The organism is Prevotella phocaeensis (assembly GCF_900065875.1).
In the GTDB taxonomy this organism is placed as follows: Bacteria; Bacteroidota; Bacteroidia; order Bacteroidales; family Bacteroidaceae; genus Prevotella; species Prevotella phocaeensis.
Genome location: NZ_LT160619.1, coordinates 57,789 through 83,114, shown reverse-complemented (window position 1 = coordinate 83,114; position 25,326 = coordinate 57,789). Strand labels below are relative to the sequence as shown.

At 45.2% G+C, this 25,326-nt stretch carries 16 protein-coding genes and 2 tRNA genes; 8 read left to right on the top strand and 10 right to left on the bottom strand.

The features are described 5' to 3' along the window. Positions 1–84 precede the first annotated feature (84 nt). Positions 85–1,071, bottom strand: a complete 987-nt coding sequence (trpS, locus tag BN3912_RS01380) for a tryptophan--tRNA ligase (protein WP_004368705.1) — start codon at positions 1,069–1,071, stop codon at positions 85–87. 132 nt (positions 1,072–1,203) lie between these two features. On the opposite strand from trpS, the gene BN3912_RS01375 reads away from it, so the two are divergent. The 4 genes from BN3912_RS01375 (at position 1,204) to BN3912_RS01360 (ending at position 3,419) form a co-directional block, all read left to right on the top strand. Then, positions 1,204–1,278: transfer RNA gene (locus BN3912_RS01375), tRNA-Val, on the top strand. Positions 1,279–1,394: 116 nt separating this feature from the next. Continuing rightward, positions 1,395–2,693: a phenylacetate--CoA ligase family protein gene (locus BN3912_RS01370; RefSeq protein WP_023983819.1), complete on the top strand. Its 1,299-nt coding sequence runs from the start codon at positions 1,395–1,397 to the stop codon at positions 2,691–2,693. Between the two features lie 25 nt (positions 2,694–2,718). Further along, positions 2,719–3,144: a hypothetical protein gene (locus BN3912_RS01365; protein ID WP_004368703.1), complete on the top strand. Its 426-nt coding sequence runs from the start codon at positions 2,719–2,721 to the stop codon at positions 3,142–3,144. 200 nt (positions 3,145–3,344) lie between these two features. Further along, positions 3,345–3,419 (top strand) — tRNA-Val (locus BN3912_RS01360). A 358-nt stretch (positions 3,420–3,777) separates the two neighbouring features. On the opposite strand, the gene BN3912_RS01355 is transcribed toward BN3912_RS01360, so the two are convergent. From BN3912_RS01355 to BN3912_RS01325, 7 genes are all read right to left on the bottom strand, one after another. Further along, positions 3,778–4,557, bottom strand: a complete 780-nt coding sequence (locus BN3912_RS01355) for a glycosyltransferase family 2 protein (protein WP_023983818.1) — start codon at positions 4,555–4,557, stop codon at positions 3,778–3,780. Continuing rightward, positions 4,554–5,834, bottom strand: coding sequence for a glycosyltransferase family 4 protein (locus tag BN3912_RS01350; protein WP_023983817.1), 1,281 nt, complete (start codon positions 5,832–5,834; stop codon positions 4,554–4,556). The genes BN3912_RS01355 and BN3912_RS01350 overlap by 4 nt, the downstream gene beginning before the upstream one ends. A 774-nt stretch (positions 5,835–6,608) precedes the next feature. Next, positions 6,609–7,679: a carbohydrate-binding protein gene (locus BN3912_RS01345; protein WP_023983816.1), complete on the bottom strand. Its 1,071-nt coding sequence runs from the start codon at positions 7,677–7,679 to the stop codon at positions 6,609–6,611. A 24-nt stretch (positions 7,680–7,703) separates the two neighbouring features. Further along, positions 7,704–8,621, bottom strand: coding sequence for a BT_3044 domain-containing protein (locus BN3912_RS01340; protein WP_023983815.1), 918 nt, complete (start codon positions 8,619–8,621; stop codon positions 7,704–7,706). 22 nt (positions 8,622–8,643) lie between these two features. After that, positions 8,644–10,638: a RagB/SusD family nutrient uptake outer membrane protein gene (locus tag BN3912_RS01335; protein ID WP_016665342.1), complete on the bottom strand. Its 1,995-nt coding sequence runs from the start codon at positions 10,636–10,638 to the stop codon at positions 8,644–8,646. Positions 10,639–10,662: 24 nt separating this feature from the next. After that, on the bottom strand, positions 10,663–13,713 hold the full coding sequence (locus tag BN3912_RS01330; RefSeq protein ID WP_036859289.1) for a SusC/RagA family TonB-linked outer membrane protein: 3,051 nt from the start codon (positions 13,711–13,713) through the stop codon (positions 10,663–10,665). A 55-nt stretch (positions 13,714–13,768) separates the two neighbouring features. Beyond that, positions 13,769–15,079, bottom strand: coding sequence for an IPT/TIG domain-containing protein (locus BN3912_RS01325; protein ID WP_023983813.1), 1,311 nt, complete (start codon positions 15,077–15,079; stop codon positions 13,769–13,771). 448 nt (positions 15,080–15,527) lie between these two features. On the opposite strand from BN3912_RS01325, the gene BN3912_RS01320 reads away from it, so the two are divergent. From BN3912_RS01320 to ispF, 4 genes are all read left to right on the top strand, one after another. Further along, entirely contained in the window at positions 15,528–16,145 is a 618-nt protein-coding gene (locus tag BN3912_RS01320; protein WP_036859466.1) for a fumarylacetoacetate hydrolase family protein, read from the top strand. Between the two features lie 67 nt (positions 16,146–16,212). Further along, positions 16,213–19,782 (top strand): type IX secretion system sortase PorU, encoded by a 3,570-nt coding sequence (gene porU / locus BN3912_RS01315; RefSeq protein ID WP_023983812.1) that lies wholly within the window; start codon positions 16,213–16,215, stop codon positions 19,780–19,782. Between the two features lie 82 nt (positions 19,783–19,864). Next, positions 19,865–21,043 carry a type IX secretion system outer membrane channel protein PorV gene (gene porV, locus BN3912_RS01310; protein WP_023983811.1) on the top strand — a complete coding sequence of 393 codons (1,179 nt, stop codon included), beginning with the start codon at positions 19,865–19,867 and terminating at the stop codon, positions 21,041–21,043. Positions 21,044–21,144: 101 nt separating this feature from the next. Then, positions 21,145–21,708 (top strand): 2-C-methyl-D-erythritol 2,4-cyclodiphosphate synthase, encoded by a 564-nt coding sequence (gene ispF / locus BN3912_RS01305; RefSeq protein ID WP_023983810.1) that lies wholly within the window; start codon positions 21,145–21,147, stop codon positions 21,706–21,708. A 218-nt stretch (positions 21,709–21,926) separates the two neighbouring features. On the opposite strand, the gene BN3912_RS01300 is transcribed toward ispF, so the two are convergent. Beyond that, positions 21,927–22,874, bottom strand: a complete 948-nt coding sequence (locus BN3912_RS01300) for a peptidoglycan DD-metalloendopeptidase family protein (RefSeq protein ID WP_023983809.1) — start codon at positions 22,872–22,874, stop codon at positions 21,927–21,929. Positions 22,875–23,175: 301 nt separating this feature from the next. After that, the gene (recG, locus tag BN3912_RS01295) at positions 23,176–25,278 is read right to left on the bottom strand and encodes an ATP-dependent DNA helicase RecG (RefSeq protein ID WP_023983808.1); all 2,103 of its coding nucleotides are present in this window, start codon (positions 25,276–25,278) and stop codon (positions 23,176–23,178) included. Positions 25,279–25,326: the final 48 nt, after the last annotated feature.

The window sequence follows — 25,326 nt, the reverse complement described above, 5'->3', positions numbered from 1 at the left end:
ATTCGTATCTTGAGCATAACTTGTATCAAGTAATAACCATTCTGTTATGCTACCATAATAGTTACTTTTTGCAACTTCGTAATATTATGGACGGAAACCGATGATCCGGCGTACTTCACGTAGTGTGGCCGTTGCACTTTCACGTGCGACTTCGGCACCTTGTCGAGCAATTCGGTCGAGCAATTCTTTGTCGGCACTGTATTCGAGAATTTTTTCACGTATCGGTGCCACAGTTTTACAGATATCTGCTGCTATTTGCTTTTTCAAATCGCCGTAGCGTAGCGTACAATCATTCCATTTCTCATTAAAAAAATCGTATGTGTCTTGTGTAGAACATATCTTAAGGAAAGTAAATAAATTTTCTATTACTTCCGGTTTAGGACTATTCATAGCCTGCGGACCATTGTCAGTAACCGCTTTCATCACCTTTTTAGTGATTGTTTTATCGTCATCGTGCAGATATATACAATTACCTTCACTCTTTCCCATCTTACCACTACCATCGAGTCCGGGAACTTTCAATGCCGTAGCATTGAAATAAAAACTTTGAGGTTCCGGGAAAAACTCTACTCCATATATGTTATTGAAGCGGCGGGCACACCGACGTGCCATTTCCATATTCTGCTCCTGATCTTTACCTACAGGTACCTTTTCTGCACGGTGTTGAAGAATATCAGCTGCCATCAGTGTAGGGTAAGTTAGCAATCCGGCGTTTACGTTGTTAGGCTGTTTACGTGCTTTTTCTTTAAATGTAGTTACGCGTTCTAATTCCCCTAAATACATATTCATATTAAGAAATAGGTAAAGTTCGAGCGTCTCTTTTACATCACTCTGTATGTATATAGGTGCTTTTTCAGGATCTATGCCGCATGCTAAGTATTCCGCAAGGATGATACGTGCACTGTTTTGGATATCTTCCGGCTTTGGACGTGTTGTCAAAGAGTGCCAGTCGGCTATGAAAAACAAACTTTCGTATTTGTCTTGCATTTCTACAAAGCTCTTTACTGCGCCGAAATAGTTGCCGAGGTGCAAGTTTCCAGTTGGGCGTATTCCGCTAACTACTTTTTCCATATTATAATAATTTGTCTGTTAAATGTATTGCAAAGTTACAAGATTTGGGTGTAATAGAAAAAAAATACACTCAAAAGTTTGGCCGTTTATCCGAAATGCTTTACCTTTGCAAACGCTTACAACAAGTAATAGGGGCGTTTAGCTCAGCTGGTTTAGAGCATCTGCCTTACAAGCAGAGGGTCGGCGGTTCGAATCCGTCAACGCCCACGAGGGGTGTTTCCCTGTAATCTTTCGGGATTGCAGGGATATTTTTTTTCTAAATAGAGGTTGCTCCGACATTATTTATTACTTTTGTAAACGGAACAACTAACTTACTTTAAACTATGATTTGGAATGAGAGTATGGAGTGTATGGAGCGCGGACTGTTGTGCGAGATACAAAGTCGACGGCTGAGAAAAATGGTGGATTATGTATATCATAGTACGCCGTTTTACCGAAAGAAGTTTCAAGAAATAGACCTTAATCCTGATGATATCCGCGATATTAATGATATCGTGAAACTTCCGTTTACAAATAAATTAGATTTACGCGACCATTATCCGTTCGGTTTTGCGGCTGTTCCTATGAGCCAGATTGTGCGTATTCATGCTTCTTCAGGTACAACCGGAAAGCCCGTAGTAGTTCTTTACACTCGTTGCGATTTAGCAACGTGGACAGAAGCCATATCACGTGCTTTTACTGCTTTTGGCGCCGGTAAGAACGATATCTTCCAAATAGCCTATGGCTATGGTATGTTTACTGGAGGCTTAGGGGCTCATGACGGGGCCACAAATATCGGTGCGAGCGTTATTCCCATGTCTTCCGGTAATACACAGAAGCAAATAACGCTTATGCACGATTTCGGTGCAACAGCCCTTTGTTGTACCCCTTCTTATGCTTTGTTCTTGGGCGAAACCTTGAAAGAGTCCGGTTTTCCCAAAAACGAATTTAAGTTGCGTATCGGCGCTTTCGGTGCTGAACCGTGGACAGAGGATATGCGTTCCAAACTTGAAAAGACATTGGGTATCAAAGCTTATGATATCTATGGACTTAGTGAGATTGCCGGACCGGGAGTAGGATATGAGTGCGAATGCCAACATGGCACTCATTTGAACGAAGATTATTATTACCCGGAAGTAGTGAATCCCAAAACCGGCGAACAATTATCCGAGGGAAAGATAGGCGAGTTATGCTTCACACATCTGACAAAAGAAGGAATGCCGTTACTTAGATATCGTACGCACGACCTTACGGCCCTACATTACGACCGATGTTCCTGCGGACGTACGTTCGTTCGAATGGACAGGATACTCGGACGTTGCGATGATATGCTTATTATACGCGGTGTCAACGTATTCCCTACACAGATAGAAACGGTTATTTTGAGTCTGAAAGAATTCGAACCTCATTATTTGCTTACCGTAAATAGGGAGAATAACACCGATACCGCGGAGCTGAAAGTAGAGGTGAAAGATGAGTATTTCAGTGATGAAATGTCTTTAATGGTCGGATTGCAGAAGAGGCTTGTAAACGAATTGCGTAGTGTTATCGGGCTCGGTTTTAACGTAAAACTGGTGGAGCCCAAGAGTATAGAACGCAGTACAGGCAAGTCGAAGAGAGTCATCGATAATCGAAAATTATAGAATAACCTCATAATATTATAACAATATGCTTGCAAAACAGTTATCAGTATTTTTAGAGAATAAGTCGGGAAGACTGACCGAAGTAACCGATATTTTAGGCAAGGCAAAGGTCAATCTTAGTGCCATGAGCATTGCCGATAACAGCGATTTCGGCATTCTCCGTTGTATTGTATCCGATCCGGATAAGGCTTATGCAGAACTCAAACGCGCCGGATTTGCCGTTAAGATTACCGATGTTATTGGCTTTTCATGTCCCAATACGCCCGGTGCCTTGGCCTTGGTAATGAAGTATTTGTCTGATAATGGCGTGTTTATCGAATATATGTATTCCTTTGCCAATGGCGATTCTGCAAATATCGTTATCCGACCTACCGATTTAAAAAGTTGCGAGAAAATACTCGAAGATAAAAAAGTAGACCTCATAGCTGCCAGCGATCTTTACAAATTGTAGTCTGAATGTAGATGATGGGCAGTATTGTTTGCATGTCTACGAAAAGCATGTAAATTCGGTCGCTGCAGCGAAAATACAATAAATGTCTGTGAATTATGTAAGAAAACAAATTCTTAAAATAATGAAAAAAGCGGTGTCTATGTTTGGTTGTCTCATTGAAAAGGTATACCTTTGCACTCGCTTTTTAGGCATAGATATATGGGCGTTTAGCTCAGCTGGTTTAGAGCATCTGCCTTACAAGCAGAGGGTCGGCGGTTCGAATCCGTCAACGCCCACCGCAAGGTTTCATATCTCATGAGAGATGTGAAACCTTTTTTGATGTGCGGAGGCATTCTTTTGCTCTGTTACAAGGATAGGGCAAGGATGAAAGATGAAGGATGAATAATAAGTGTGAACTTTTTCCTCTCCCTACGGAGGAGGGGAGTAGGGACGAGTGATGACTGATTCATGATGATTGTTAAATTGTTGTATTATAGACGTTTAGCTTGTATAAAACCTCTCAAATGATATTGCTTTTACGATGTATGTATAAGTAAACAGGCGAGCTAAGCTCTTATGATACGGTTAGATTATCCTTCTGTCTGGCATGAATAACTCTTGTAGGCGTTTTTATTTTGCTCATGTAGAAAGAAATCACCTGCGAACAATCCCTCTGACAATGAACCATACATGCATTATTACGGCCGTAAAACAACCGTAATGACGGCACATAAGGCGGAAACGTTCCTGCAACGAAGCCCGATGATTTTGCACAGTCATGCCTCCATCAAGGTAGTTAACTGCCACCATCTGTACGTTTTTCAAAACAAGATGCCTCTGTTCGGCCTCTTTCATAATACGAATACACCAATCGACATCGGCAGAATAACGGTAAGAAAGGTTGTAATGTATTGCTTTAGCAAGATCTGTACGCGCATAAAACGCTTGGTGACACACCAACATACCTTGTCTGAACGACCGCCAAGAGAGCTGTCCGACAGGCGGATGGAGGCGCCGATGACGTAGAAATCGCCCCGACTCGTCCACGATATCCGTATCGCCGTAGAGCACTCCGGGCAATGCCTCGGCATCGCCCACGCAGCCCGCAATCATTTCGAGCGTACTGCACGAGGGGAATACATCGCCGGCATTAAGAAATACGATATAGTCGCCCGTAGCCCTGTCTATGCCCTTATTCATCGCATCATACAGCCCCTTGTCGGGTTCCGATATCACAATAACACTGTGAAGTGCACCATCTGCATCCGCCCTTTCCTTATATTCCGTCACCTTAACCATCGTTTCATCTTTGGAAACCCCATCAATAATAAGATGCTCTACATGGGGATACGTTTGCTCGAACACACTTGTAAGCGTGCGCTCTACCATTCCGGCAGCATTATACGTACAGGTTACAACCGAAAAACTGATCATATATGATAACGTTTAAATGCCATAGCCTGATTATATACCTCTATATATTTCAGCGCAACACTGTGTTGCGAATAGGCAGAGTTTACTTTTTGTACAGCTTTTCGGCACAACAAAGCATAATCCGTCTTATCGCCGAGCACCCAATGAATGCCTTTCATCAGGTCTTCCGAGTCTTTGGAACGGGCCACATAGCCATTGGCCTCATGGTCGATCATCTCGGGTATGCCACCTACATCGAACCCCACACACGGCACACCGCACGCCATGGCCTCCATAATCGTATTGGGAAGATTGTCTTCAAGCGACGGCAATACGAACACATCGGCAGAGTTATACACGCTGACAATCTTCTTTTCGTCATTCACATAGCCCAACGGATAGACGGGCAATGCCAGTTTACCGGCAATATCTTCGGCATGTCCGCCTAGAACAGCCACAATCAACCGCTCTTTCATGGCAGGATAAACCGCAACGAGCCGCTCTATCGCCTCGATAAAATAGGCCATTCCTTTGCGTTCATCTGTTACCCGTTGCGACACAAAGAGGATAATACGCCTGCCATCGACCGGAAGTCTTGCCGACAAACGCGCCTTCTGTTTGTCTAAGGGATGATAAATATTCGTATCGATAGGATTGGGAATGCTCGTTACATGCATTCCTTGGAGCAATCTGCTCTGCTTGGCTTGCTGCTCCAACCACCGGCTGCAGGCCACAAAATGTATGTTACTGTTGCGGTAGACGGCTGCCTTGCGCCTCCACACCCGTTTGGAAAGGTCGTTATTAGAACCTCCTCCGGGCAATAAACGGCAACGATGGCACTCTGTTTTGAACGAAGAACACATACGGGCATAATGACAAATTGCCGTGGCCGGCCATAGATCGTGCATTGTCCATACCACAGCCTTGCCTTTGGCAATAATCTTACGGATATCGTTCAGCGAAAGCATGCCCTGATTGATCCATTCCAAATGAATTACATCCGCCTCCTTGAACTCGGGCAAAGTGGTAATATCGGTGCCCGTATTGGCAATATCGACTTCGAAAAGATGCTTACGTGAGAAATGCAAGTGGCAGAAAATGCACCATCTTTCCCACAGAAAATGCCATTCTTGCAGCAACGAATGGCGCAACCCCACCACTGTAATATGATCAGACTCCTTGTCTCTCACCAGCATTTTGGCTTTTACGCCGTTATTATTGAGTGCATTCATGAGTCTGCCCGAGGCAACAGCGGCCCCGCCTGTCCTTTCGCTCGTATTTACAATCAGTATCCGCATAAATTATATTTATCGGGGTAAAGTTACATCAATTCGGCGAGCCGTCAAAATTTACACCTCCTATTTTTAACCGACAAAAGCAAGACGGGTGACGAATAAACGGAACTCGAATGGCATACATACCCGAAATTGCAGAAAATCGACTGCTCTGCAAACAGCATGCGGCCAACATACCAAAAACCTATGCCACATGCGATAGATACGGGGAATAAAGATTACAAATTTAAACAGCGCTTGTATTAAGCGCAGATATTCCATTTATAAGAAATAGACATAAGATTTATGCAATACAAACAGTATATATAGCGGATATCCGCTATGCATCATTGTCGGACGGTATCTCCATCTACCGGATACAGAAATACTGCATACCAGTTGTGTACGCACACAAAAATATTGATATAAGTCAAAAAAGAGGCGGAAAACGGATGTTTTTGCACGATTTGTTTGCGGACACAGCAAAAACGTTATATCTTTGCATCGTCAAAAGGTTAATAGATTGTTTAGGTTAGTAGTAATAGATTTAGGTTTTTAGTTATTAGTTTAAGGTAATTTTTTAAACAGATTGTTTAACAGGTAACAATGGAGACCGTGAGGTTTTCATTTACTTTGAAAAAGAATTTTTAGTTAAACATAGATTTTACGTCACAGCTCGAAGATGAGTTGTGACGTATCTTTTTGTATACAGACATAAGAAAACAAAACGAAACAACGCCCCGCCATATATGATACAATGTATTGGCGGGATGCTCGTTTCGTTCTGTCCAGACAAGTTTATTCAGCAAATGTAAACTTCATATACTGCAGATTGTAGGCCGCTTTGTCCATACAAACCTTCAGTTTATGGCGTCCTTTGGTCATTTCTATATCGCACGACACTTTATATTGGAAGTCTCCCCACCCGCCGGTAGCAGGAACACTGAGAGTACCCGTTGCATCTGCGCCGTCGAGTTCGAAATGCATCTGCCCTCCATTGCCCGATACCTTTACATCCATCGTATAAATACCGGCGTCTTTTACGTCGAGCGTATAAACCAGCCATTCTCCGTCAGCTGTCCATCCGATATTTCGGGTACCCTCCACATCTACATCTTTAGAGTTGTTATCGCCATAACTCGTGCGGTAGTTGCCGCCTCCGTCATCGCCGGCACTCGTATCGTGCCAAGCTACATCCTTGCCACCGAAATCGAAGTCGATAAAAGGAAGTTCGATAGCTGCATCTTTCGAAAGCACATGAGGGCCGCGGAACGGGTTGGTAGAAGATACATAAACGCTTACATCTTTAACAATCGTACCTCTGCGATAATGTATTTTGGCAGTGCCTTCCTTAACTCCAATCACGGTGCCATCGGCATATACGCGAGCTATCGACTCGTCGTCCGACCACCATGCATAGTCTGTTACGGCTACATCATTGGCATTTCCGGGCACCATAGAGGCTTCTACCTTCTTTGACTGGCCCGGCAACAGCTCTACAACATAATCGCCAAACAACGTACTTGCCGTAAGAGTGATATCCGTAAGAGCATATTTTTCGGTCACTTTCACGGCTATTGTGGAAGTTGCATTGCCCCGTTTCACGGTGATATTGGTATTACCTGCTCCGATAGCGGTAACAACTCCGTTCTCTACAGAAGCTACATCAGTATCCGATACTGTCCACTCGGCTGTACTGCCACTCGTAGGACTCAGCAGTAGCGTATCTTTCTGTCCCACAAACAAGGTTAATGAACTCTTATTGACATATATTTCGTTGGTTACTTCCGTTCTGTCATAGCTGTCGCAAGAAGAGAAAATTGCCAGTGCGGAAATGGAAAATACGATGATTTTACCTATATATTTCATTGTTTTGATCATTTTAATTTACAATTAATCTGCTATCACTTGCGCACGTAATTCCTCTTTTATTTCATACCAATTATTGCCGGATTTGTACTTATAGTGCAAAAGAAAGTTGTGATACGTATAATAATCGGTCTTTTCAAGGAAGTACTTGTTAGGATAATCGGTATCTCCGTCGAGCTGTTCTATCATAATATCCTTATACGGACGAATGGTTATCTTGCCGTCATCGGCTATATCGAGACAGATAGCAAACAAATCAAGATTAGATACTTTGCTGTCGAAAGCCTCGTTGCCGGCCATGGTTCTTACAGTTTTTGCCGTTATCGGATACAACGCCTTGGTACCGGGAACGGAGATAGGCGTAGTGCTGCCGTTCTCATAACGTAAACCTGACATTGTATATGAGGTTCCATTGGTTGTGCCTGTCGCCCATGTGTTTTTTATCTGCACTTGGTATAATAGGTAATTTCTCGAAGCATTAACTTCGTAGTTATCATAGCTGTCTATCTTCAATGGCAGATAATATACGCTGTCAGGCGACAGTCCTTCCGGATGCACGGTGAAAGGAATTACTCCGTTTACCTCACCTGCTTTGATTACACATGTGAGTGTGGAGAGCTCGTAGTTTGCTGCAGGCAGCATCTTTGCATATTTGTCTACAGAATACTCGTACTGACTAAGATTGTATTGGCTCAATATATCGGGCGCCTTAACGATCTTTACCGTAACATCTTCATCTGTTGGATTGGAACCACCCATTGATAATGAGATATAACCCGTACGAAGTGTATCCGAGAGATTGAACATCTTTTGGGATACATGGTCGGTATTGCAGATGAAAGAGAATACATGTTTATACTGTTCTTTCTCAAAGACTTCGTTGTCATTGCATCCGCTTAATAACAGAAGTCCGGCAAATATCATAATATATTTTGCTTTCATATATTCTTATTTTTATGGTTATTTAGTTATCCCATCCGGGGTTTTGGTCCAACAAGGGGACTTTTCTTACCTCACTATCGGGCAGTGGCATGAACATCAACTTGCGGTTAACGACTCTTTTTCCTATGCGCGGAGTGTTCGGAACGGTTCTGCGATAGAACGATTCCTTATCTCCGTCCATATTCATACCCATGATGGTCTTAGACTCTTCACGCTCATAGATACCCCATCTGCGCACATCATAGAAGCGTTCGTTCTCAAACAGAAGTTCTACCATGCGTTCCTGCTCAAGCAATCCCTGCATCTTATCCCGATCGGAAAGTTCTTCCTGCGACGGTCCGGGTAAGCCTGCACGGTGACGAACCTGATTGAAAGCCGAACGCATTTCTGCAATATCGCGAGATACAGTATAAGTCTCGCCTCCGACTTCTACGGTATAACTTGCCGTAAGATTATTAAGTGCTTCTGCATACATTAGCAGGATGTCTGCATAGCGTATAATCGGAAAGGCCTTGGACATACGGTTGGCATTGGTTCCGGCCCACGCATCTGTAGGATGTATGAACTTCTTAATCACATAACCTGTAATCGGATAATCGATATTGGAGTTCTGTTTTCCGTCTGGAGAGTCATAATAGTAAGTGATTGTTTGGTTATAATCGCCTGCTGTTGTTGTAGATGTCATCGGCCAGAAGCATTCACAGAAACCGATAGATGCATAGAAACGCATCTCTCGATTGTTATACATATTAAACACACCACTATTCAAACGATAACCTGAAAAAGTTTTTTGTTGCGTAGTAAAGCCGTTCTCGGAATAAGGATACGCATCCGATGACTCATCGATATTGCGCCCGTCGAACATGCGATAGGCATCCACAACCTTTTGAGTAGGGCTGTTGTGGTTCCATCCTCCAAGGTGTAGCGGGAATGACATACGGGTTTGTGCGGTTAAATCATTACTATAACGTGCCCATACCCATTCCGTATTGCTTGAGATAACGGACTCGCCATTGAACATGTCTGCATAAGAATGGTAGGGATCAATGCCTGCTGCACCGTCGGGCCATGCCTTATAATAATCGGGATCAGACGTAACATTAGACGGTAATGCAGGCGTTTCGGAAGAACTTTCCACTGTATGTAACTTGTACATAGGGTTACCTGCGTTCTTCATGTCCATAACTCTTTTGCAGGCAGCGGCAGCTATAGCCCAGCGTTTCTCGTCGTATGTCTGATTTACATAGTATGTCCCGTCGGCCTTGCGCTTCCAATTACCGAAGCAACGTTTTGCTTCTGCTCCGCCATTGAATGCCGGACTCGCCTGATAGATACGCAAACGAGCAATCAAACCATAAGCTGCTCCTTTTGTCGGACGGCCGAAATTTACCAACGACTGCTGCAAAGGTAAGTACTTTCCGGCCTCTTCAAGCTCGCTACAGATATAATCTACCGTTTCATCATAAGTTCCCCGAGAGCGATTGTAATAACTCAAATCCTGATTGTTATCGAGAACATCGTCGCCAAGCAAGATAGCAGGTCCCCAGTCTACCAATAGCCTGTAGTAGGCATATCCACGCATAAAATGTATGTAACCTAACATCTGCGCACGGTCAGTAGCACTAAGTCCGGGAACGTTATCAAGGTTTTTCAGAATAGTATTACACTTTCTGATAGCTCGGTAATTATTGGCATATCGACTCTCGAATGTACCAAGATTTGTTGGTGTAATCTCTCCTAAGACAAAGGAGATACCTGCTTCTCTTGCAGAAGAGAAAGCTTCATCGGTTGCAGTGTATCCCACTGTGGAAGGAGAGGTCTCAATAAGTGCTCCCTCATCAGGAAACATTCGGGAAATATCCCACATATATGCCTCGGCATTCCTTTTGTTAGCGAATAAAGAGTCACTGCTCATCTCATCTGAGAAATAATCTTCCGACACATTCAGGAAGTCACAAGAAGAGAATGTTGAGGCACCTATCAGCAGCGATATGAATGCTATATTTATCTTTTTCATTTTATTCAATTTCATTACTGTGTATTAGAAATGGATATACAATTGCAATGTATACGTAGAAGGAATGGGGTATACGTTTCCTCTTTTGCCTGCCTGTTCTGGATCAAATATCTTGATATCATCCCATATCAATAAATTCTCGCCGATAAGCTGGAAGTCTATTCCCGATACTCCGATCTTGCGTAAGAAGTTTGTGCGTAATGTATAATTCAAAGTTACTTCCTGTAAACGCAGATACCATGCATTGGCATGCCAGAAATCAGAGGTTTGTGTGTTGTTGGCACTCCTTCCGTAAGTAAGTTTAGGATACTTCGCATTCGGGTTCTCTGCCAAACTCGGATCAATTCCATGAGCCAAAGCATAGTCCATCGGTATCCATCTGTTTGCCGGATCAGCCACTTGCGTGAGCACATTACCATACTCCTGTCCATAGAACGGAATATAACCGTAACCGTTCAAATCAACAGTTGTCTTGCCTCTACCTTTGAACAATATACCCACAGTAAAGTTTTTATACCTGAATTCACCACCGAACCCGTACATCAGCAACGGTGTACTGCTATAATCCAAAGGCACCATATCATCAGAATTAATCAGTCCATCACCATTCACATCGCGGTATTTGATGTCACCGGGCTCATAACTACCGAAAGTTTGTACGGGACTTGTCTCGATATCTTTTTTATCCTTAAAGAGCCCGATCGCTTTCAATCCGCGTTGTACGCCATAGGGATAGCCCGAAACCTCCTGATATGGATACCTTGGAGCATTCTCTTCCCAGTGTTTCACATCATTCTTCGCATAAGTGAAGTTACCGCGCAACGTAAAGTCCATATTATTATTGATACGGTGCTTATAACTAATGTTGCCATCAGCACCAAAACTTGTCATCTTTCCTACGTTGCTGAAAGGGTTCGAGACAAGTCCTACATACATAGGTATCTGGTAGCGTTGTTGGAAAATGTTATCGCGTGTATCGTGGAAAAAGTCTACAACAAACTCAAGTTGCTCCTTAAACAATCGTCCTTCAATACCCAAATCAAACTTCTTTGCCTTTTCCCATACGAGATTATCTGCACCGATGTAACTCTCCTGTATGGTCTCTACTTGAGCCGATCCGAACGGGATATTATTAAGACGTTGTACAACTGTAAGATATGGAAAACGCTTGTTTGTTATCTGATCATTACCCACCGTACCATAGGATGCACGCAGCTTTAAGAAATCAAGGAAAGGCAAAGCTTTCTTTACAAACTTATAATTAGTAGGAATCCAGCCTACAGCCAACGACGGAAAGAAGCCGAAACGATGCCCGGGTTGGAAGTTCTCAGAACCCGTATAACCGAAATTCACATCAACCATATAGGTATCCTGATAACCGTAGGTAAGCCTACTTGATATACCTTGGTAACGGTAAGGAATGGATGACATGTTAGAAGTAGCATCTTGGGCATTCTTGGAATCACTCATATAATAATAAAGTAAACCCGATACACGATGGTCCTGTCCGAACACGCGCTCATAATTTAACGTGCTCTCAAAGTGATACTTGCGATACTGGTTCGTATATTTACCGAACGATGCATTTTGACTTGCCACACGCAGAATGGTCACCAAATCGCCTTTGGTATCGCGCCCGACTGCCTGATACAATGCCGGCTGAATAAGTCGGGACTCCGAGTAATAGCTGCTGATATCATAAGCTCCCTGCGCTCTTATCGACAAACCTTTGGTTATAAAGCCAAGATTTTGATCGATAGCCAAGGTAACTTTACCGTCAAACTGTTGTGAAGAACGCCTTCCCATGCGGTTAATGGCCACGTAAGGAGAAGTTCCTGCATTTGCTCCCACAGCAGGATACTGTCCGTTGGAATAAACTGTAGGCAGGCGAAGCGGTGTAAGATAAGACTGCGCTGCCCAAATATAATCGGTGTTCGATATACCCGGATTATTATTTACAGTAAGTGTTCCATCCGTTCCGAAATATAATTTAGTTGTAGGAGTGAGCTTCAAATCAAGGTTCGTACGATATGTATAACGGTTATAACCTACGTTAGAAGCATAGGGACTGCTTTTATCCACCTTGTATGCAGCATCCTCCAAGTTGGCTCCCAAGCTAATGAAATACTGGGCAACATTGGCACCTCCTCGGGCACTTACATAGAAATTCTTATTCCAAGAAGTTTTCTTAACTACCTCATCTTGCCAGTTCACATCAGGATAGATATCTGTATCAAGATGATTTTTGATAATATCTAAGGAAACATTATTATAGAGCGGCGTTTCACCTCGCACTTCCAATGCCTCGTTTACCAAGTTTGCATAGTCGTAAGAGCCTACATAATCAGGCATGCGGCGCAAGCGGTTGAGCGTTACGGATGCGCGACCTGTAATCTGTATTTTATCGGCCACACCGTGTTTGGTATTGATAAGTACAACGCCGTTGGCACCACGCACACCATATACGGCGGTAGCCGAAGCGTCTTTCAACACCGAGAAACTCTCGATATCGGCAGGATCTATGTCATTGATATTGCCTTCGAGCCCGTCGATAAGTACCAAAGCCGAAGCATTCGCACCGAAAGTACCGATACCACGTATCCAGAAATCGGAGATATTTTTGCCGGGTTCGCCGCTCGCAAGCGAAGTGATAACACCCGCAACACGACCGCCCAGCAGATTACTTACCGATGTGGTGGGGCGCTGCAAATCCTTGGTATCTATGGTAGTTACTGCAGATAAGGTGGATATTTTGCGTTGCGTTCCCAATCCCGTAACAACCACCTCGTCTATTTTATTGTCGCTAACAAGTTTGATAGCCAAGTCCGATTTGTTTCCCATTACCACATACTGTTGCTTCTGAAAGCCTACGTATGAGAAAATCAGTTTGTCTCCCTGTTCTGCTTTTATTTCGAACTTGCCGTCTATATCGGTAACGGCGCCTCCTCCCGGTTTGTCTAAAATACTTATAAGTACTCCTGTCAAGGGTTCTTCTCCATCCGTAACGGTTCCGGATACGGTATATTCCGTCTTTTTTTGAGCCTCTTGCGCCCGAACATGTCCCGAAGTCAGCATCAAGAACGACAATATTAATAGAATGGAATGTCTCATGAATGTAATTGAATTAAGGTTAATTGATTGTAAGTTTTCTAACACGTCCGTTTCCCCAATCGGCTACATATACGGCGCCATCCTTACCTATGCCTATTCCTGTAGGCTCATTGAAGAGCGCTTCGCTCTTTGCACCGTCTTTCCAACCTTTTGTTTCCGGCATTCCGAGTACAGTCTCCACCATATCATCCGGCGAAATTCGGCGAATGCAATGGTTATTACGATCGGCCACATAGATATTGCCGTCGGCATCGCAGTATATTTGTGTGGGGTTATGGAACTGCGCTTTCTCTAATTTACCGTCACGATGGCCGCCCGAAATGTTACTGCTCGAGAGGCGTCTGTATGTATTTTCTGGATCGGTTACATCGATGGAACATATACTATTAGCCATTGTACCTGCATTCTCACGGAAAGACATGTAGAGTATATTCGGATGCAACGGGTTGAATGTTAGCCCATAACTATCGCCTTCTTGCGTTTTATACACAGGCGTAACCTCGTATGTGCGAGGATTTATTTTGATGATGTCGCCATAGAAGTAACGGGTATAAATGTAACCATCGGAAGGATTTACCACCATACAATGCTTAAAACCTTCCGAGGGTACCTGATAACCAGCGGGCCATATCATTTCTCGAATGCGAAGTCCCCACATTTCCAGCGGATCGAGCGAGAGATATGAACCTATTGTCGTTTCTGTAGGAATGGTAACAATACCGGTTGTGTTGTTTACACAGGGCACATTGCCCACCATATCATCTTTCAACATGATGAGTTCGCCCGCTTCTTCGTCTATACGCAGAATGGCTGAACGTTCATCACCCTTGCCTTGTCCTCTGCTCACCACAAAAATATTGCCGTCATCATCTACACACAGATACATTGGATGCAGAGACGCGCTGCTTAGAGGCCCCGGTACAATCTTGTCGAGCACACCATTGCCCACCACGGTACTTACCGTTACCGATTGATGATAAATAAAGTGTTTTTGATATACCGCAGAATCGTTACCGATAACCACAGAGATATTACACGTATCGCCCGGTAAGCGTGGCGCTTGCACGTACAGCTGGTCGCCGGTAGAACCTATAAGCGCCGCCTTTCGATGATTGAAATACACGCTGATCTTTGACAAATCAGTTCCAAAGTTTCCGCCCTGTAGGATGACTTTCTCCTGAAACTTACCTGAATCAGGATAGAAAGTCGTCAACTCAATAGGTCTCGTAGGATCATAGTCTTTCCCTGCTGTCTCATCGCTACCGCAACCTGACAGTTGCAACAGCAAACCGGAGAAAGCAAGACATAACATAGTCTGAGTAACTTTCATTTGAAAAAATAGTTAAGGTTTAATGTTTTTATTATCTGATTATCTCGCTTAGCATGTATTGGTATTATATACAACTCAATTGCACGGAAAACATGTCTTCCTTTTATAGCTCCTTAGTTTAGTTGTTTAGATTTTAACAGCCAACAGGTTTATACCATACTGTTATAGAAGATACATTACCGTATAATTTTTCGTGACAAAGAAAACAAAATTACTTTTATCCCCTTATCTTGTTTAACATAAATTATCGTTTTTAACATTACGTGCGCGGTAACAGGCTTTTGCCCTTTGCAAACAGCGGCGGTAGATGGGCAATATAGCGGTTACACACGCACTATCTAAGGCCGATACATAGTGCCTTTATCACGAATAAAAGGTACATTTGTATGCGTTTTTTACGGCAGAACCCAACGGCACATTAAAATCTTATTGTATCTTTGCAGATGTTATGAAGATATTTGCCATCGGCATGAACTATGCCTTACACAATAAAGAACTCGACGGAGCGTTATATAAACCGGAAACGCCCGTGATATTTACCAAGGCCGATTCGGCGTTGCTTAAGGACAGGAAGCCCTTCTTCATTCCCGATCACTTAGGAATAATCGAGTATGAAGCTGAACTTGTCGTTCGTATATGTCGTCTCGGAAAGACTATTCCCGAGCGTTTTGCCCACCGATATTACGATGCCGTGACGGTAGGCATAGACTTTACCGCCCGTGAGTTGCAACAGCAGTTGCGCCGCGAGGGCCGCCCGTGGGAATTATGTAAAGGCTTCGACGGCGCTGCAGCCATTGGCGAGTGGGTGCCGATAGAGAAGTTTCGCAACATACAGGCACTGCGTTTCCACCTCGATATCAACGGGCACACGGTACAAGAGGGCTATACGGGCGATATGCTCTTCAAGGTCGACGAGCTGATCGCTTATATCAGCCGCTACTTTACGCTGAAAACAGGCGACCTGCTCTATACCGGAACGCCTGCCGGAGTAGGCCCCGTGAGCATCGACGACTACTTTGAAGGTTACTTGGAAGACCGTCGCGTGCTCGAATTCAATTGCAAATAACCGACCGCATGCCACCGTATTATGCAGAAAAAGGGGTTGCACGTTTGTTACATAACAAGTATTTTACATGCACACAACGCTGAAATATGTACTTCTTGTCGCTTTTCTGTTTGCTACGGCAACCACGGCCAACGCACAGAAATTCTTCAACTTAACCGCCGATGAGGTTAAGATAGACTCCGTATTGCCCGCTTTCGGCTACTCTTTTCCGCTCGAAGGAAACTATCAGGATTCCCTTTATACCGTTACGATAGTATATCCTGAATATATCGATATGCCTGTGAGTGACATCGACCGCTACAAGGCAATCTCGGGAAAGCCGCTGCCTGCCATGCCCGAAGTGGTGCAACGTTTGACTTTCGAACGCAAGAAAGCATCGCTCGACGTATCGTTTTGCCCGCTTGTCTATCGCAATAAGAAGTATCAGATCCTCGTCAGTTTCATGCTTTCGGTAGAGGCAAAGCCGCTAAAGCGTTCGGTCAGACTTGCCAGAACGCGTGCCGGCAGCGCTGGCAGTACGCGTTATGCCGCCCATTCCGTACTCTCAACGGGCACGTGGGCCAAAATCAGCGTACCCGCATCGGGCGTTTTCGAGCTTACGAATGCCGTAATACGCCGTGCAGGCTTTACGGATATGAGCAAAGTAAAGCTGTACGGCTACGGTGGAACGTTGCAGAACGAAACCTTAACAGGCGATATGTTGACGGCAACCGACGATCTGAAAGAAGTACCCACATGCACCGTGAACGGCAAACGGCTGTTTTATGCCCGTGGAACGGTAAGCTGGGACAGTAAAACGGCCATGCAACGCACACGAAACCCATATTCAGACCGCGCTTATTATTTCATTACGCAAAGCAATGAAGCTCCTCTAACGGTAGACTCCGCCGCTTTTCTGGCTTCGTTCTATCCCTCTAACGACGATTATCATTCGCTCCACGAGGTCGACAACTACGCTTGGTACCACGGAGGTCGCAATCTATTCGAAAATATCCCTATAAATACCGGCTCTTCATATACATTCAAGATCGACGCACCGAGCGAACAACAGGGTAAAGTGGCCGTTGCAATTACGGCAGGCAGTAATTCTGCGGCCTCTGTAGAGTTCAATGGCAAGCCTATAGGTACCGTCTCGTTCGTATGGAACAACGATCCGTACTCGTACGAATCGTATGATATGGGCAAAGAACGTGTGGTTACCGCCGTTATAGATAAGCTGCAACTTACCAATGAGGTAAAGATAACCGCCACGTCGGGCGGTCCGGTGCGGTTAGATTATATTTCTTTGGCTTTCGACACCCCCCGCCGGGCGCCTTATCTTGCCACCTCGTCGTTTCCGGCAGCCGAATATGTGTACAACATCACCAATCAAGACCTGCACGCACACGGGGCTGCAGATATGATAATCATTATTCCTACCTCGCAAAAACTGCTCGCACAGGCCAAACGTCTTAAAGAATTTCATGAGCAACATGATGGTATGCGCGTGCGTATAGTGCCCTCCGACGAACTTATCAACGAGTTTGCAGGCGGCACACCTGATGCAAATGCTTACCGCAGATATCTGAAAATGCTCTACGATAGGGGCGAAAACGAAGCCGATATGCCCAAATATCTGCTGCTGTTCGGCGACTGTTCGTGGGACAACCGTATGCTTACAAGCGATTTGCAGGGCGCTGTGAAAGACGATTACCTGCTGTGTTACGAGAGCGAAGACTCGTTTAACAAGATTACCTGTTATGTAGACGACGGCTACTTCTGCCTTTTAGACGATGGAGAAGGCGGTAATCCGCAAAGCAGAGATAAGCTCGACATGGCCGTGGGGCGCTTTCCGGTAACGACGGAAGAGGATGCCAAGACGCTCGTAGATAAGACCATCGGCTACGTAACCAATAAAAATGCAGGCGCATGGCAGAACACTATCATGTTTATGGGCGACGACGGAAACCAAAACCTGCACATGACAGACGCCAATGAGGCAGCGGACAGTGTTGCCGGATGGTATCCCGGATACCTCATCAAGAAAGTGATGTGGGACTCGTACATACGAGAAACATCTTCTACAGGCAACACTTATCCGGAGGTAACGCGCCTTATAAAACAGCAACAGGCGGCAGGCGCCTTGATTATGGATTATGCCGGACATGGCTCGGAAACGCAGATATCTCACGAATCGGTACTGCGTATCGGCGATTTTTCGAGCTTTACCAACGCTAACTTGCCGCTCTGGATCACGGCTTCGTGCGATATAATGCCATTCGATGGCTCTGCACCTACGATAGGCGAGGCGGCCATGCTCAACAAAAAGGGCGGAGCGGTGGCTTTCTTCGGCACCACGCGCACGGTATATGCCAGCTACAACAAACGCATCAACATAGCTTATCTGAAATATGTACTTGGTCTTTCGGGTGATAAATCTATCACCTTGGGCGAAGCGCAGCGCCTTGCAAAGAACGAAATGATAACAACCGGAAAAGATCTTACTACCAACAAACTGCAATATTCGCTGCTCGGAGATCCGGCAATTGCCCTGAACCGTCCTACCATGAATATCGTTATCGACTCTATCAACGGCATGTCGGTCGGCTCAGGAACACCGCTTCCTACCCTTAAAGCGGGAAGTGCGGCCACCGTTACGGGACATATAGAGAGCGCGACAGGGGATTTCGATGGCATCGTAACGGTAACTGTGCGCGACAAGGAGGAAACGATAACCTGCAAACTTAACAATACTTCGCGCGACGGAGCCACTACCGCGTTTACTTACAAAGACCGCACGAAGACGCTGTTTACAGGCTCCGACAACGTAAAGCAAGGCAAATTCGCCTTTTCGTTCGCCATTCCGAAAGACATAGATTATACCGAAGGCAGAGGTTTAATTAACGTATATGCCGTAAACAACGAGAATACGTTGAAGGCACACGGCGAAAACGACAACTTTATAGTTGGCGGAAGCAGTATCGAGGGCAACGATTCTATAGGTCCGTCCATATACTGTTACCTCAATTCACCGTCGTTCATGAACGGCGGGAACGTGAATACGACTCCCTATTTCGTAGCACAAATTACCGATGAAGACGGTATCAATGCCACGGGGAACGGCATCGGGCACGACCTGCAGTTGGTTATCGACGGCGACATGTCGAAAACCTACACGCTCAACGAGAACTTTACGTACGACTTCGGTTCTTATACCAAGGGAAGTACATACTACTCTATTCCCGAACTGGCAGCCGGTGTACACCGCTTGCAATTCCGTGCATGGGACATACTCAATAATAGTTCTACGACCGAACTGACCTTCAACGTAGTGCAGGGGTTGGAACCGTCGCTGTTCAACGTGAGCTGTACTAATAATCCGGCATCCACTTCGACTACATTTATTATCAATCACGATCGCACAGGCAGCATGATGGATGTGGAAATAGATGTGTTCGACATGAGCGGAAGGCTGCTTTGGAAGCATACAGAGAGTGGGGTTAACACCAATGGAGCCTACACCGTAGACTGGAATTTGACGGTAGACGGTGGCACGCGTCTACAAACCGGCGTATATCTTTACAGGGTTCGGATAGCTTCCGACGGCAGTTCTAAAGCCTCGAAAGCTAAGAAACTCATCGTTACAGGCAATAAATAGATCATCTCGCACGTTTCTTTAGCTACATAGCGGCAATAAAACGATTGCCGAACAAGCGGAATAAATAAACAATAAACGACAAATGAATAAAATCTTGAGAATATTTGCGATATGCCTTTTCGCGCTCATCGCCGCCGATATGTCGGCCCAAGACAAGAAAGACATATTCAATCCTGTTCACCACTCCGTTACCTCTCAGATGATTGCCCCCGATGCCCGTGCGGCCGGTATGGGTGATGTAGGCGCGGCAACCGATGCCGATGCAACCTCGCAATACTGGAATCCGGCTAAATATCCGTTTGCTATTAGTCGTGCAGGCGTAGCGCTCAATTACACTCCGTGGCTGCGCCAGCTGGTCAACGATATGGGAGTGGCCTATTTATCGGGCTATTATCGCATCGGCGATTATAGTGCCGTGTCGTCTTCGTTGCGCTATTTCTCGCTCGGAGAAGTACAACTTAATTCGAAAACAGGTGGCACCGCCCCCATGACCATCAACCCTTATGAGATGTCGTTCGATGTGGGTTACTCGCTTATGTTAAGCGAAAAGCTGTCTATTGCAGCCGCTGTACGTTGGATATATTCCGATCTAACCTACGATTATTCGGGAGATACCTCCCCCGGATCGGCTTTTGCCGCCGATATTTCGCTCTACTATCAGAATTATCTGAACCTCGGAAGCCGCGAATGTCAGCTTGGATTGGGCATGAACATATCGAATATCGGCAGTAAAATTTCGTTTGGCGGCGATAATAACAGCGAATTCATCCCTACCAACCTGCGTCTTGGTGCCTCGTTGATGATCCCTATCGACGAATATAACCGCCTTACCATAGCGGCGGATGCCAATAAACTGCTCGTACCTACCTATCCTAAGCAGAACGAAGGGGAAACTACCGAGGCTTATCAGGAGCGTGTACAGAAAGATTATTACGATGTGTCGTCGATAAGTGGTATTTTTAAAAGTTTCGGCGATGCCCCCAACGGCTTCAAGGAAGAATTGCAAGAGATACAATGGAGCATAGGTGGCGAATATGTTTACCACGACCAATTCGCATTACGTGCCGGTTATCATCACGAAAGCGAGAACAAAGGCAACCGTAAATACTTCACTGTAGGCGCCGGTTTTAGGATGAATGTGTTCTCACTCGATGCAGGTTACGTAATTGCAACGGCCAAAAGTAACCCGTTGGATCAGACTCTACGTTTCACACTTACTTTCGATATGGACGGCATAAAGGATTTATTCCGTCGGAGATAGGGGGCTCTTTCATCCTTTTTGCTTAGAAACGGGCGATATGCTTTCCCCTCTTTCTCCAAGAGGAAGATATTTGTTTTTTAATTCTTATTTGCATTTAAACTATGGATTGTAATCGAAAAATGGGTACAGACGTTGAAAACAAGACAGCTTTAAATACAACCAACGCGTTTCAAAACAGTCTAAAACCGGTTTTCAGATGCGGTTTCGGTTACGATGTTCACCGCCTTGTGCCCGGACGGGCACTGTGGCTGGGCGGCATAAAGATACAGCATGAGCTCGGTTTATTGGGACACAGCGATGCTGATGTGCTCATCCATGCTATTTGCGATGCTCTTTTAGGGGCGGCAAACATGCGCGATATAGGTTATCACTTCCCCGATACGTCGGCCGAAACACTCGATATAGACAGTAAAGTTATCCTGCGGAAGACAATCGAACTGATTGCCACTAAGGGCTATCGGTTAGGAAATATAGATGCAACCGTATGCGCCGAGCACCCTAAAATTAATCCCTATATTCCCGATATGCGTAAGTGCATGGCCGAAATCATAGGTACCGATGAAGATAATATATCCATCAAGGCCACTACTTCAGAATACATGGGTTTCGTAGGGCGTGAAGAAGGCATGGCTGCATACGCCACCGTACTGATAGAGCGCTACTGAAGAAAGACTTCCTCCAGTCCTTCCAACGAAGAGGAGTGACTCATGGAAGTAAGTTTAACATACGGGGTGGCGGTCTCCTTTAGCCATTTTGAGAGGAAAAAAGAAATAATTTAAAATAGACAGCCATATAAACTACCTCTATTAGGTATATGACTTATACCTAATAGATGGGTATTTCTGCAGGCATATTTGTATTGTTTATCTAAGTACTGTTGCTGTTATGAGTACCTTAAGATTTGTCCCGGACGTACACGCATGGTCTTTGTAATATGGTTGAGTTTGCAAAGTGTTTCTACAGTTACGCCTCTCTTTTGGGCTATAGATGTCAGTGTATCTCCTGCAGAAACCTTGTGATAGAGACGTTCTCCATCATCGTTCGTGCCCTTGCTGTCATTCTTGGCGAACTCGCCTTTTACTTCTTCCCGACTATAACTGCCGTTGTCGATCTTTCCGCGTATACGGGTAGCTTCGGCAGACTCACGATCATAAGTACGTTTATTGAATATGTAATAGTCGCCGGTTACGTCTTGAGCACGGAAATCGAACATTAATGCCGGGTTTAGAGCTACGCCACAAAGGCGTGTTTCGAAGTGTAAATGCGAGCCAGTGCTCCGTCCGGTGTTGCCACCAAGGCCAATTACCTCTCCTGCACGGACTTCTTGGTTCTCTTCAACTAATTGCTTGGACAGATGTCCATATATTGTTTCGAGCCCATTCGGGTGACGTATCACAATGTATTTGCCGTATCCGCCGCCTTCATAGCGCACAATTCGGACTTTACCGCTAAAGGCGGCACGGATAGAATCACCAATGTAGACCTTTATATCGAGCCCTTTGTGCTGACGCCCCCAACGATGACCGAAATTACTTGTAATTACACGGCTGGGAGTTGGCATACAGAAGTGGCGTAGGTTTATCTTGAAGGAGTCTGGAAGTGCCGTTGCACGATGTGCATACTTATTGTCCCAGCCATCATAAAGGTCGGCTGCCGGCGATATGTTATTCTCACGTTCGATTATCTTCTTCAATACAAGTGTATCAACTGCCTTCATTTTGCGGTCTACAGGGGCTTGTCGCGCCAATAGGTCCTGCGCCGTCATTGGCTGTGAGGCTAAAACAAAAGAAACAGATAATACAAATGTCTTAAATATTTTCTTCAAATTCATTGTCATTTTAGGTTTAGGTCTCTGTGGAAATAAGTATTTTTATTCCTTCTGAAAGAATCGTTGAATGATACAAGAATCCATCGATTTTTCATAAAGACTTCGCAAAGATAACGAAAAAAATGTAGAAATGTTACGCTATTAACAGTTTTTATCGGCTGTTTAACACATTGCTTATTTCTGTTCTTTTATTTTTATATGGCGGTTTTATAGGCGATCTGCCACATTTTTATAAATAGTACAATAAAGATAAATTAACGAATTTTCGACTGTAAATAGTGAAGATATTCATGATATATATACGTCAACTGATGGCTGCCCAGTTGATATTCGTCTTACGCAAGTTGCGCAGACGGCTCCAAAGCAAGGTATATTCCGGCTTTTCACATAGCGGATCGTTGTCGATGATCTTCTGTGCTTCGTCGCGAGCCAGTTGGATTATCTGTCCGTCACGTGCTATATTGGCGATTTTGAGGTCGAATGCAACGCCGCTCTGTTGCGTTCCTTCGAGGTCGCCCGGCCCACGTAATTTCAGATCAGCCTCCGAAATGCGGAAGCCGTCGTTGGTTTCGCACATGATATCTATACGCTTTTGTGTTTCTTCTGTTAGCTTGTAAGTGGTCACGAGGATACAATAACTCTGGTCGGCACCACGACCTACGCGCCCCCGAAGCTGATGCAGCTGCGACAGCCCGAACCTCTGCGCATCGAGAATAACCATCACGGAGGCGTTAGGCACGTTGACTCCTACTTCTATCACCGTAGTCGAAACCAGTATTTGCGTCTCCCCGTTGACGAAGCGTTGCATCTCCGTCTCCTTTTCTGCCGGTTTCATTTGCCCGTGCACCTTACTCATACGGTAATTAGGGAATGCTTCTTTCAGCGTTTCAAAGCCGTCTTCAAGGTTTTTCAAGTCTATTTTTTCGCTTTCTTTGATAAGCGGAAACACGATATACACCTGTCTTCCCTGTTCTATCTGCTGTCTGATGCCCTGATAGAGGCTCGTCATTTGAGTGTCGAGCTTATGAATTGTCTGTATCGGTTTGCGCCCGGGAGGCAACTCGTCTATCACGCTTACGTCGAGATCTCCGTAGATCGTCATGGCCAAGGTGCGCGGTATGGGGGTGGCGGTCATTACCAATATGTGGGGCGGGTTCTTGCTTTTCGCCCACAATTTGGCACGTTGTTCCACGCCGAAGCGGTGTTGTTCGTCGACTACAGCTAATCCCAACCGCGCGAATTGCACGTTTTCTTCGATAACGGCATGCGTTCCTACCAATATATCCACCTCTCCTGCGGCCAGCGCATCGAGTATATGCCGGCGCTTCTTTCCTTTCACGATGCCCGTAAGCAGTTCCACTCGTATGCTCATAGTACCGAGGAAAGCCCGCAAGGTAGCCAGATGTTGTTCGGCAAGTATTTCGGTCGGCGCCATGATACATGCCTGAAAGCCGTTGTCGATGGCAATGAGCATCGACATAAGCGCCACGAGTGTCTTGCCCGAACCGACATCTCCCTGCAACAAACGGTTCATCTGTCGTCCCGAACCCATATCGGCGCGTATCTCATGCATTACGCGTTTCTGTGCATTTGTCAGTGCAAAAGGCAGATGGTTATGGAAGAAATCGTTAAATTGCATACCAACACGGCCGAATACATAGCCACGGTATTTGCGTCGTCGGTCGTTCGCGTAGCGCAATATGTTGAGCTGAACATAAAAAAGTTCTTCGAATTTCAGCCGTACCTGTGCCCGCTGCATCTCGTCGAGGTTCTTGGGATAATGGATACCTCGCAGAGCTTCGAACCGCGAAACAAGATGATGAGGCCCTGTGATGAAGGGTGGAAGCGTTTCGGGCAGAACATCTGGCGTAAGTTTCTCTACCAAGGTCTTGGTGAGTTTCTCTATGCCACGCGACTGAAGTCCCCCCTTTTTCATCTTTTCAGTGGTCATGTAATAGGGCTGCATGCCCATCGAGGAGAGTTGTATCTCGGTTGTACGGTCGATGTCCGGATGGGCGAACCGGTATCTGCCGTTATAAATGCCGGGCTTTCCGAATACGATATACTCTTCGCCCACCTTATAATTCTTATATACATACTGCGTGCCTTGAAACCAAACGAGGTCGCAAACGCCCGTACCATCGCTGAAATGGGCTACTATGCGCTTCTTGCGTGCACTCACGGCATATTCTTCAAAGCTCAATATACACCCTTTTATCTGCACGAAAGGCATATCCCCCGTAAGATCGGCAATGCGGTAAACCTTGCTACGATCCACATATTTATAAGGATAATACTCCAACAAGTCGCGCCAAGTGTGGATATCGAGCTCCTTGTTCAATATCGCCTGCCGTTTCGGGCCCACGCCCTGAAGGTATTGTATGTCTTGGTCGAGAATGTTGAGCATAATTGAAACTTCTCCCAATCCCTCCGAAAAAGGAGAGTATTGTTGCTT

What these genes read in the sequence shown, in the direction of transcription:
- BN3912_RS01320 (WP_036859466.1), top strand. Translation starts at nt 15,528, where the DNA reads ATGAAGATATTTGCCATCGGCATGAACTATGCCTTACACAATAAAGAA.
- BN3912_RS01350 (WP_023983817.1), bottom strand. Translation starts at nt 5,834, where the DNA reads ATGCGGATACTGATTGTAAATACGAGCGAAAGGACAGGCGGGGCCGCT.
- BN3912_RS01340 (WP_023983815.1), bottom strand. Translation starts at nt 8,621, where the DNA reads ATGAAAGCAAAATATATTATGATATTTGCCGGACTTCTGTTATTAAGC.
- BN3912_RS01370 (WP_023983819.1), top strand. Translation starts at nt 1,395, where the DNA reads ATGATTTGGAATGAGAGTATGGAGTGTATGGAGCGCGGACTGTTGTGC.
- BN3912_RS01330 (WP_036859289.1), bottom strand. Translation starts at nt 13,713, where the DNA reads ATGCTGACTTCGGGACATGTTCGGGCGCAAGAGGCTCAAAAAAAGACG.
- BN3912_RS01300 (WP_023983809.1), bottom strand. Translation starts at nt 22,874, where the DNA reads ATGAATTTGAAGAAAATATTTAAGACATTTGTATTATCTGTTTCTTTT.
- BN3912_RS01365 (WP_004368703.1), top strand. Translation starts at nt 2,719, where the DNA reads ATGCTTGCAAAACAGTTATCAGTATTTTTAGAGAATAAGTCGGGAAGA.
- ispF (WP_023983810.1), top strand. Translation starts at nt 21,145, where the DNA reads ATGGATTGTAATCGAAAAATGGGTACAGACGTTGAAAACAAGACAGCT.
- BN3912_RS01325 (WP_023983813.1), bottom strand. Translation starts at nt 15,079, where the DNA reads ATGAAAGTTACTCAGACTATGTTATGTCTTGCTTTCTCCGGTTTGCTG.
- BN3912_RS01355 (WP_023983818.1), bottom strand. Translation starts at nt 4,557, where the DNA reads ATGATCAGTTTTTCGGTTGTAACCTGTACGTATAATGCTGCCGGAATG.
- porV (WP_023983811.1), top strand. Translation starts at nt 19,865, where the DNA reads ATGAATAAAATCTTGAGAATATTTGCGATATGCCTTTTCGCGCTCATC.
- trpS (WP_004368705.1), bottom strand. Translation starts at nt 1,071, where the DNA reads ATGGAAAAAGTAGTTAGCGGAATACGCCCAACTGGAAACTTGCACCTC.
- recG (WP_023983808.1), bottom strand. Translation starts at nt 25,278, where the DNA reads ATGCTCAACATTCTCGACCAAGACATACAATACCTTCAGGGCGTGGGC.
- BN3912_RS01335 (WP_016665342.1), bottom strand. Translation starts at nt 10,638, where the DNA reads ATGAAAAAGATAAATATAGCATTCATATCGCTGCTGATAGGTGCCTCA.
- porU (WP_023983812.1), top strand. Translation starts at nt 16,213, where the DNA reads ATGCACACAACGCTGAAATATGTACTTCTTGTCGCTTTTCTGTTTGCT.
- BN3912_RS01345 (WP_023983816.1), bottom strand. Translation starts at nt 7,679, where the DNA reads ATGAAATATATAGGTAAAATCATCGTATTTTCCATTTCCGCACTGGCA.